This window comes from Pseudomonas sp. NPDC008258 (genome assembly GCF_042956345.1).
Taxonomy (GTDB): Bacteria; Pseudomonadota; Gammaproteobacteria; order Pseudomonadales; family Pseudomonadaceae; genus Aquipseudomonas.
Genome location: NZ_JBIBGE010000027.1, coordinates 98,027 through 105,826, shown reverse-complemented (window position 1 = coordinate 105,826; position 7,800 = coordinate 98,027). Strand labels below are relative to the sequence as shown.

The 7,800-nt window shown below is 63.3% G+C and carries 8 protein-coding genes and 1 pseudogene; 5 read left to right on the top strand and 4 right to left on the bottom strand.

Annotated elements, in window-relative coordinates:
• Together ACFY9W_RS20990 and ACFY9W_RS20985 are read right to left on the bottom strand one after the other, a co-directional pair.
• On the bottom strand, window positions 1–677 hold a 677-nt coding region (locus ACFY9W_RS20990), incomplete at its 3' end, for a toxin VasX (RefSeq protein ID WP_391134074.1).
• Between the two features lie 301 nt (window positions 678–978).
• Window positions 979–1,278: a hypothetical protein gene (locus ACFY9W_RS20985; RefSeq protein ID WP_391134071.1), complete on the bottom strand. Its 300-nt coding sequence runs from the start codon at window positions 1,276–1,278 to the stop codon at window positions 979–981.
• 162 nt (window positions 1,279–1,440) lie between these two features.
• On the opposite strand from ACFY9W_RS20985, the gene ACFY9W_RS20980 reads away from it, so the two are divergent.
• The 3 genes from ACFY9W_RS20980 (at window position 1,441) to ACFY9W_RS20970 (ending at window position 3,994) form a co-directional block, all read left to right on the top strand.
• Window positions 1,441–1,869: a DUF2231 domain-containing protein gene (locus tag ACFY9W_RS20980; protein ID WP_391134068.1), complete on the top strand. Its 429-nt coding sequence runs from the start codon at window positions 1,441–1,443 to the stop codon at window positions 1,867–1,869.
• Window positions 1,866–3,155 carry a PQQ-dependent sugar dehydrogenase gene (locus tag ACFY9W_RS20975; protein WP_391134066.1) on the top strand — a complete coding sequence of 430 codons (1,290 nt, stop codon included), beginning with the start codon at window positions 1,866–1,868 and terminating at the stop codon, window positions 3,153–3,155. The genes ACFY9W_RS20980 and ACFY9W_RS20975 overlap by 4 nt, the downstream gene beginning before the upstream one ends.
• A gap of 257 nt (window positions 3,156–3,412) precedes the next feature.
• Window positions 3,413–3,994, top strand: a complete 582-nt coding sequence (locus ACFY9W_RS20970) for a hypothetical protein (RefSeq protein ID WP_391134063.1) — start codon at window positions 3,413–3,415, stop codon at window positions 3,992–3,994.
• Window positions 3,995–4,002: 8 nt separating this feature from the next.
• On the opposite strand, the gene ACFY9W_RS20965 is transcribed toward ACFY9W_RS20970, so the two are convergent.
• Entirely contained in the window at window positions 4,003–4,767 is a 765-nt protein-coding gene (locus ACFY9W_RS20965; protein ID WP_391134060.1) for a hypothetical protein, read from the bottom strand.
• Between the two features lie 211 nt (window positions 4,768–4,978).
• On the opposite strand from ACFY9W_RS20965, the gene ACFY9W_RS20960 reads away from it, so the two are divergent.
• The gene (locus ACFY9W_RS20960; RefSeq protein WP_391134057.1) at window positions 4,979–5,497 is read left to right on the top strand and encodes a DMT family transporter; all 519 of its coding nucleotides are present in this window, start codon (window positions 4,979–4,981) and stop codon (window positions 5,495–5,497) included.
• On the opposite strand, the pseudogene ACFY9W_RS20955 reads toward ACFY9W_RS20960, so the two are convergent.
• Window positions 5,498–6,434 (bottom strand): annotated as a pseudogene (locus tag ACFY9W_RS20955) (LysR family transcriptional regulator).
• 144 nt (window positions 6,435–6,578) lie between these two features.
• Between ACFY9W_RS20955 and ACFY9W_RS20950 the strand changes: the two are divergent.
• Complete coding sequence (locus ACFY9W_RS20950; RefSeq protein WP_391134055.1) at window positions 6,579–7,793, top strand: YeeE/YedE thiosulfate transporter family protein; 1,215 nt, start codon at window positions 6,579–6,581, stop codon at window positions 7,791–7,793.
• Window positions 7,794–7,800: the final 7 nt, after the last annotated feature.

Here is a 7,800-nt window from a genome sequence, read left to right as displayed (position 1 = left end):
CAGGGATAGTGCCGTGCCACGGCGGCGAGGTTGCCGATGGGCAAGGTTTCGGTAATCGGGGCGCTGCTCCAGGCCAGCGGCATGCGTCGGTCAACCGGCTTGAAGTCTTCGACCCAGGTTTGCAGGGCACTGACGGGCAGCACATGGGGCTGGGTGGAGGGGGCCTGGTTGCCCGCTATCAGCTCGGCCATGTCCATTCGGCGCATGTGCCGTTTGCGCAAGGCGGGGGAAGCGGTGATGCGGGCGGTAACGGCATTGGTCCACAGGTGCGGGCTGTAGCCGATCCACACTTCCCTGGCGGTGTCCTGGCAGGTGTCGGCCCAGACCCAGCCCTGGGTCTGGCCAGACAGGTAGCGGTCGCGGCGGTGATAACACGCCAGGCCCTGGTAGCGCAGTTCCTGGTAACGGCCTGCGCCTTTGTGTTCATGAATGACCAGTTTTTCGCCCAGAGGGCCCGTCATGAACACATAGACGTAGCCTGGGCGCAGCGCACGGAGGGTATAGGCCGAGTGATGCAGCGCAGCGAAGCCTTGTTCGAGGTTGAAGCCCGCGTCAGCGTAGCGGCAGGCGGGGGCATTATCGGTGCGCGGTACGATGGCGTAGCGGATAGGCAGGATGGGGACGCGGGCGCTGCACGCCGGGCCGGAAGTGGCGCTGCTGACGGAGGCGTTAGTCATATGAACTCCTTGCTCAGGGGCTGCCTTTGCAGGTCACGAAGTATGCGTAAGGCGGCCTGTTCCAGTATCCGGGAAGTGATAAATGAGTTGAGCTTGATGGGTGTGTGGCGTGGGGCTGATAATGATTTAGCTAATATTGGAGTGCAAAACACTGCCTTGATTCTGCACGCAGAGTCGAGCCGAGAAGTGTAATAATATGTTGGGGTTCAAGAGCTGATGAGTTTGTCGCGGTAAGTTAACGGCGGGAAGTGTTGTTTGTATTTGTAGGAAGTTTCTTTTTTTATTGTTGATATATAAACGTCTAGTTCTTGCACTTGGCCATCACTACTTGGCAAGTCCTTGGGGTGCCCCCTGACCGGCTGGCATAACGCACGCAGTTGTTTAGCGATTTTTGCCGCGCGATGCTCAGCGTATTACCCCATGCCAGGCCGCCTTCACCGGTTGTGGGCACGGCTTTGGCAAAGCAGTTGGAGCCGACCGTGGAAGCCGCGTAGCGTGTCTTGCTGTTTTTGCTGGAGCAGCCCGCAGTGAGTGCCAGGCACAGGGCGAGCAGGGTGGTCAGTGCAATGGAGGCGTGCGCGCCGTTCACTTTGCCGTTCATGTCTGCTCCTGAGGCACATCCCGAATACCTTGCAGGATATTTCATTGAAGCGAAACGGTGAACTATCGCGATGACAAGGGGCTCCTTTGCATAGCGCAGACCGTGCGCATCTGGTGGCACAAGCTCATCAGCCCTTGGGTCACTGAATGAAAAGGAGGCACTGTGACCACACCTGACCAAACCTTCCATCGCCATACACCAAGCCCGCTCCACGCCCTGTTGCTGGCAGGCAGTGTGCCGTTGTTTCTCGGTGGGTTGCTAAGCGACATAGCTTACTTCAACAGCTACCAGATCCAATGGAGTAACTTCGCCGCCTGGCTGATCGCCGGAGGCTTGGTGTTCTGCGGGCTGGCACTATTGTTCGCACTCGCCAACCTGGTCCGTGCAGAGCGCAAAAGTGGGCGGCCGACGTTGTGCTTTGTGCTGTTATTGGTGACCTGGGTGCTTGGCTTGATCAACGCCTTCGAACATGCCAAGGACGCTTGGGCAGTGATGCCGGCGGGGTTGGTGCTGTCGGTAATCGTCACGGTGCTTGCGTTGATCGCTGCCTGGACCGGTTTGAGCAATCTGCGCTCGGGAGGTGCGGTATGAGGCCTTTGCATGCGTTGAGCCTGTTGAGCGTGGCGTTGCTACTGAATGCCTGCGGCGGTGATGGCGAGGCGACCCAGGCCCTGGGCCCGGACCCGAAGTTGCCAGCGCCTCAGCGTGGCTTGCTGCCGAGCATGAAGATCGCCGAGCCGGTTGCCTGGGGTGAACAGAAGCCGACGGTGCCGGAAGGCTTCAGTATCACAGCCATCGCCACCGACCTGAGGATTCCGCGGCAGAGCCTGGTACTGCCCAATGGCGACATTCTGGTAGCCGAGGGGCGGGGCGGGAGTGCGGCCAAGCTCAAGCCCAAGGATGTGATCGCCAGCCAGATCAAGGCCAAGGGTAACACCCAGGTCAAAGGTGGCAACCGGTTGACCTTGCTGCGCGATGCCGACGGCGATGGCACCTACGAGGTGCAGACGGTGTTCGCGGAAAACCTCAATGCGCCCTACGGCCTGGCCTTTGCCAACGGCAAGCTGTATGTGGCCAACCAGGATGCGTTGGTTCGTTTCGACTACCGGGCCAACCAGACCAAGGCCGACGGGCCGCCCACCAAGGTCACTGATCTTCCAGCCGAGATCAACCACCACTGGACCAAGGCGCTGACGGTCAGCCCGGACGGTCGTTACCTGTATGTGGGCATCGGTTCGAACAGCAACATCACCGAGCGTGGCCTGGAGGCAGAGGTCGACCGCGCCATGGTCTGGCAGGTCGATGCCGAAACCGGCGCCCACCGGCCTTATGCCACCGGCTTGCGCAACCCGACGGCATTGACCATCCAGCCGCAGACCGGGCAACTGTGGGCGGTGGTCAACGAGCGCGATGAGCTAGGCCCCGATCTGGTGCCGGATTACCTGACGTCGGTGCGTGAGGGTGGGTTCTATGGGTGGCCCTACAGCTACTGGGGGCAGAACGTGGATGAGCGGGTGCGGCCACAGAACCCGGACAAGGTGGCGGCGGCGATCAAGCCGGACTACAGCCTGGGTTCGCATGTGGCTGCGTTGGGTGTCGATTTCTCGATCCCGGCCATGGGCGAGCGTTTCGCCAATGGTGTGTTCGTGGGTGAGCACGGCAGCTGGAACCGCCCCGCCCCGGTGGGCTACAAAGTGGTCTTCGTGCCGTTCAGCAATGGCAAGCCGGCAGGGGAACCCGTCGACTTCGCCACGGGCTTCCGGGGTGAGGATGGCAAGACGCGTGGCCGACCGGTGGGGGTGACGGTGGACCCGCATGGGGCGTTGATCATTGCCGATGACCTGGCGAATACGGTGTGGCGGGTGACGCGTCTGTAGGAGATGTCCCAGCCCTTGGTGCTGCGCTGTCACGCAGAGAACCCTGTGGGAGCGGGCGTGCCCGCGAAGAATCCAACGCGGTGCACGGCACCGGCTGCGCCGGTGTTCGCGGCGGTTCGACGCCTCGACACGCCCGTTCCCACAGGATTACAAGGCCTGGAGGCGGCAAGGCAGCAGGCCGGCGGGCAGGGTCTATGCTTGTTGGCGCGTGAACACTTCGCGCCCCTATCCGGTCTTGATCACATGGAAGCAGGCCTATGAACCCGATTTGCTCTCTTGCTCGTGCTGTTGCCCTGGCCACGCTGGTTTCCACTGCCAGCCTCTCGGTGCAGGCTGCCGATATCCCGATCGCCAGCGAGGCGCTGGAAAGCCACATCACCACGCAGGTTACCGCCATCGACCTGGCCAACCGCCAGGTCACGGTAAAAGGCCCAGATAACAAGAAGGATGTGACGTTCCAGCTCACGGAAAAGGCCAAGGCCCTGCCCAACCTCAAGGTGGGTGACAAGGTCGATATCTACGTGACCCGCGCCGTGGCCTATGTGCTCAATACCGAGGTGGGTGGGGCGCCGAAGGCCAGCGAGGAGTCGGGTACCATTCGCGCCACGGCGCAAAACCCCAACCCGGGCGGGGAGGCGTTCCGGCAGGTTAGGGTTACCTCGCAGATCAAGAAGATCGACCTTGGGAAGCATGAAGTGAGCCTGCTGCCGCCGGAAGGCAAGTTGCAGGTGGTCAAGGTCGAAAGCCCGGACCTGCAGGCGCGCATGAAGAACCTCAAGGTCGGCCAGACGGTCGATGCGATCTACACCGAAGTGCTGCGCATCGAGACCTCGCGCTAACGCCCCTGTTATCGAGGCAAGCTACGGGTTGCCCGCGTATGGATCCGCCGTGAGGCCTTGCACGACGGCGGATGCTCGTCGAACAGCCGGGTCACCCAGTCGGGCCGGGTTTTGCTGGCATCGTTGAGCCAGTTGGCAACCGAGTCCTGGGCGTACTTGTCGGCTTCGGCCAGCCGGGGTATCAGCAAGGGCTCGGCCACTTCCGGTGTTTGCTTGAGTGTGGCGATGTGCTCGCACCACACGCCACGGGGGCGCAGTACCTCGATGCAGAAGCGACGTACCAGCGGGTCTGGGTCGCCGGCATGTTGGCCGAGCACCGCAAGGGCATGCTCCAGCTCCCGGCGCAGGCGTGGCCGTAGCGCCATCCAGGCCCATTCGCGCACGCCGAAATGTGCATCGCGGGCGAACCGCAGTTGCGCCCGCAGCGCCGCCACCAGGTCCTGCGTGCGTGACAGGTGCGCCTGGGCGAAGCTTGCCCAGCTGCGTACGGTATCGCTGGTGTGCACGCTGCACTGCTCGAACACGTGCTGGCTTGCTGGCGAAGGTGCTTGCTCCAGCCACTGCCCCAAGGTTTGCCCAATGGCGGCAATTTTCTTCGAGAGGCCAAGAGGCCGGGTTTGTTCGGCGCAGGCAGCCAAAGGCTCTATAAGTTCGGCGGGTAGCTGGTCTGCCAATGCCCCCACCAAGGCGCTTTGGTCAACTGCCAGGCATTCGGCGAGGTTGCGGGTTGGCAACTGCCCGTTATTGATTCGCGTTGTGCGTTCATCTGTCATCGAATGTGCTCCATCACATACGGTCTCATCTCGGTTCTGCCATGGCTGCGCCGGTTTGGGCGCTGTGTGCCGTGGCCGGGAAGCATCCTGGCACAATCGACACCACACACAGTATCCATTTGGCGAATGAAGTCTGTGCATGCTTTCGATTTCCATAGATACAGTGAATTTACCGATGATGGCCTCCTGCTTGTCGAGAATGAGGTCTGCCATGTTCAGTAAAGCCCTGTGCCTTATGGCACTACCCTTTGCCCTGGCGTTGCTCGCCGGCGCCGTGCTGCCATTCCAGGCCGCGGGTAACGCCGCCGTGGGCCGTGCGCTGGGGCATTGGCTGTGGGGTGCATTCACGTCGTTGACGGTGAGTTCATTGGTGGTGATCGCCGCGTTGCTGATCTTGCGGGTGCCGGCACCGGACATGAGCAAGGCCCTGCAAGGGCCTTGGTGGCTGTGGATCGGCGGCGTGCTGGGGGCCATGTATGTGGCGGGTGCGGCAGCGCTCACACCGAAACTGGGCGCGGCAGGGTTCCTGGTGCTGGTTGTGGCCGGGCAAATCATCACGGCCGTGCTTGCCGACCATTTCGGCGTGATGGGCCTGGGTGGCAAACCACTCAACCTGGCCAGGTTGGCGGGTGTGGTGTTGATTCTGTGCGGTGTACTGCTGGTGCAGGGCACTTGGGCGCCCGCAGCGCCGGCCAGTGGCTCGGCCGTGGTGAAACAGCCCGAGGGCTGATCAGCTCGTCGGTTGGCTGCAGGCCCACACGGCTTCGCGCAGCCACCGATGCCCGGGGTCGTTGTCCTTGCGGCTGTGCCAGGCTTGCTGGTAGTCGAAACAGGGAATTGGCAGTGGCGGTTCGAACTGGCGTAACGCCTTGTGCTGCTGCAACGAGCCGGCCGCCCGGCTGGCTACGGTAAGGATCAGGTCGGTACCGGCCAGTACCTCGACCGCCGCGCTCCAGTGCGGCAAGGCCAGGGCGATTCGGCGGTGCAGTCCTTGGGCCGCCAGCGCACGTTCTATTTCATCGAAGGCATCGGGGCGCATGGCCATCAGCACATGCGGGCGTGACAGCCAGTCTTCCAGTGCCAGGTCGCCGCTGGCGGGCAGCACCTGGCGGTCGGCAACGCTGATGAAACGATCGGCAAACAGCGGTTGGGCAGTGATGTCCTGTGGCAAGTCCGGGAAGATGCCCAGCGCCAGGTCCAGTTCGCCGTCGAGCAGTTGGGCCTGCATGGTTTCGCGGCTGGCCTGGCTGATGGCCAGGTCTACCCCGGGCGCGACCTGGCGCAGGTGGCGCATCAGGGGAGGCAGGATGATGCGCGAGGAGTAATCCGATAACGACAGCCTGAAACGCCGCTGCGCCTTGCCTGGCTCGAACTGGGGTGTGGCCAGCAGGCCGTTGAGGCTACCCAGGGCGTCCTGCAACGGGCTGGCCAGCGACTGGGCGAGGGTGGTGAGGGCCATGCGGCCGTTCTGGCGCACCAGCAAGGGGTCGTCGAAGTGCTCGCGCAACTGCGCCAACGCATGGCTTACCGCCGGCTGGCTGGCTGGCTGGCTGGCTGGCTGGCCGGCTGCGGTGCAGGCGCAACGCGGCGCGGGTCACGTGTTTCTCGCTGAGCAGCGCGTGCAGGGCGAGTAGCAGGTTGAGGTCGATCTTGCGCAGTTCATCCATGAGGTGAATGGCCCTGGTTGTTTCTGTCGGTCTGGATCAGCTTAACAAATGATCCGGCAGCAACGCCCTCATTCCGTAAGGCGTGGCGGGTGCGCTATCCGGGGTTATACTCCCCCTCCGTTTCACTGTTATCCGAGTACTCCGATGGGTCTTTCTGCAACTGCAACACCCGAACCGCGCCGCCTGGGCGCTCCGTTGATCGCCATGGCCCTGCTGCTGGCCGGCGTCTGGTTTCTCAACCTTAATGCCGGTTTCAAGCAGGTATTGCTGCTGCTCGTTGGCGCGGCACTGGGCCTGACGCTGTACCACGCCGCCTTCGGCTTCACCTCGGCCTGGCGGGTGTTCATCAACGAGCGACGTGGCGCGGGCCTGCGTGCGCAGATGGTCATGCTGAGCCTGGCTGTGCTGCTGTTCTTCCCGGCGCTGTCGGCCGGCAGCCTGTTCGGTAGCCCGGTCAATGGCCTGGTAGCACCTGCGGGCGTGTCGGTGGTGTTCGGTGCATTCATCTTCGGCATCGGCATGCAACTGGGTGGCGGCTGCGCGTCGGGCACGCTGTTCACCGTGGGCGGCGGCAATGCGCGCATGCTGGTGACCCTGCTGTTCTTCATCATCGGCTCGGTGACCGCCACGCACCATGCCGATTGGTGGTTTGCCTTGCCGTCGTTCCCGGCAACCTCGATCGTGCAGGCGTGGGGCGTGGTGCCGGCACTGCTGGTGAGCCTGGCGGTGTTCGGGCTGATCGCCTGGGCCACCGTGATGCTGGAAAAACGCCGTCACGGTGCGCTGGAAGCGCCGCTTGCCAGCGAGCATCAGGGCCTGCGTCGCTTCCTGCGCGGCCCATGGCCGCTGTTGTGGGGTGCCATCGCCCTGGCCCTGCTGAACTACGCCACCCTGGCGCTGGCGGGGCGGCCTTGGGGCATTACCTCGGCCTTTGCCTTGTGGGGGGCCAAGGTCCTCGATGGGCTGGGCGTGGATGTCGGCAGCTGGGTGTTCTGGCAGGCGCCGGCCAATGCCAAGGCCTTGGCCTCGCCGCTGTGGCAAGACATCACCACGGTGATGGACCTGGGCATCGTGCTGGGGGCGCTGCTGGCAGCTGGCCTGGCCGGGCGTTTTGCGCCAAGCCTGAAGATCCCGCTACCGTCGCTGGTGGCCGCAGTGATTGGCGGCCTGCTGCTGGGTTACGGTTCGCGCCTGGCCTATGGCTGCAATATCGGGGCGTACTTCAGTGGCATTGCATCGGGCAGCGTACATGGCTGGCTGTGGTTGGTTGCTGCCTATGCCGGCAACCTGATCGGTGTGCGCTTGCGCCCGCTGTTTTTCGCCGGTGAGCGGCGCCCTGCGGTGCTGACGGGCTGCTGAAACACTC

Excerpts from the sequence above, each read along its gene's own strand:
- ACFY9W_RS20985 (WP_391134071.1), bottom strand. The coding sequence starts at position 1,278 with ATGAACGGCAAAGTGAACGGCGCGCACGCCTCCATTGCACTGACCACC.
- ACFY9W_RS20975 (WP_391134066.1), top strand. The coding sequence starts at position 1,866 with ATGAGGCCTTTGCATGCGTTGAGCCTGTTGAGCGTGGCGTTGCTACTG.
- ACFY9W_RS20965 (WP_391134060.1), bottom strand. The coding sequence starts at position 4,767 with ATGACAGATGAACGCACAACGCGAATCAATAACGGGCAGTTGCCAACC.
- ACFY9W_RS20970 (WP_391134063.1), top strand. The coding sequence starts at position 3,413 with ATGAACCCGATTTGCTCTCTTGCTCGTGCTGTTGCCCTGGCCACGCTG.
- ACFY9W_RS20960 (WP_391134057.1), top strand. The coding sequence starts at position 4,979 with ATGTTCAGTAAAGCCCTGTGCCTTATGGCACTACCCTTTGCCCTGGCG.
- ACFY9W_RS20950 (WP_391134055.1), top strand. The coding sequence starts at position 6,579 with ATGGGTCTTTCTGCAACTGCAACACCCGAACCGCGCCGCCTGGGCGCT.